Below are 966 nucleotides of genomic sequence, written 5' to 3' on the forward strand. Positions count from 1 at the left end.
GCCAGGTGGAAACGCGGCTCGCCAACCTGCCGCCGTGCTTGATCGGTATGGAGGCTTGCGTAGGCGCCCATCATCTCAGCCGCAGACTCCAAATGCTTGGCCACGACGCCCGCCTGATGCCGGCGAAGTACGTGCGCCCGTATTCGAAGGGACAGAAGAATGACTTCCGAGATGCGGAAGCCATCGCCGAGGCTGTCCAACGCCCAACCATGAAGTTCGTCGCGACCAAGACCGCCGATCAGCTCGACCTTCAAGCACTGCACCGCGTCCGCTATCGATTGGTCGGTCAGCGTACCGGTGTCATCAATCAGATCCGTGCGTTCCTGCTGGAGCGGGGCATCGCCGTGCGGCAAGGCCTGCATTCCCTGCGGTTCGAGTTGCCGGGCATCTTGGCGACACGCACCGATGTCCTCTCGCCTCGCATGTTGCTCATCATCGAGGGCCTGGTGGAAGACTGGCGCCGGCTGGATCAGCGTATCGAGAGGCTATCTAGCGAGATCGAAACACTGGCCCATCAAGATGAGGCCTGCCAGCGACTGATGACGGTGCCTGGCATTGGCCCGATCATCTCGAGCGCAATGGTGGCCGCGATCGGCGCTGGAGACGTGTTCTCGAAAGGCCGCGACTTCGGCGCTTGGCTTGGACTTGTGCCGAAGCAGACATCGACCGGCGACCGCATGATCCTCGGCAGTATATCAAGGCGCGGCAATCGCTACCTGCGCGCGCTGTTCGTGCAAGCCGCGTGGGTTGTGCTGGTCAAAATCAGGTGTTGGGAGCGCTATGGCCTCAACTCTTGGATCCAAGCCGCCAGGAAACGATTGCATCACAACGTGCTGGCGATTGCGCTCGCCAACAAGCTCGCCCGAATTGCCTGGGCGGTCCTCAACAAGGGACGCGCCTTCGCGTGCGTCAAGACGGAGGAGACGGCGTCCCGACCTGCTTGATCCTCGCGCCGTGCTCGGGGCC

1 protein-coding gene is annotated in these 966 nt (G+C 62.4%); it reads left to right on the forward strand.

Features of this window, described 5'->3' with window-relative positions; all coding sequences use genetic code 11:
* On the forward strand, positions 1-944 hold a 944-nt coding region (locus KJQ96_RS38530), incomplete at its 5' end, for an IS110 family transposase (protein WP_213291160.1).
* Positions 945-966 lie beyond the last annotated feature (22 nt).

This window comes from Bradyrhizobium sp. sGM-13, assembly GCF_018398875.1.
In the GTDB taxonomy this organism is placed as follows: domain Bacteria; phylum Pseudomonadota; class Alphaproteobacteria; order Rhizobiales; family Xanthobacteraceae; genus Bradyrhizobium.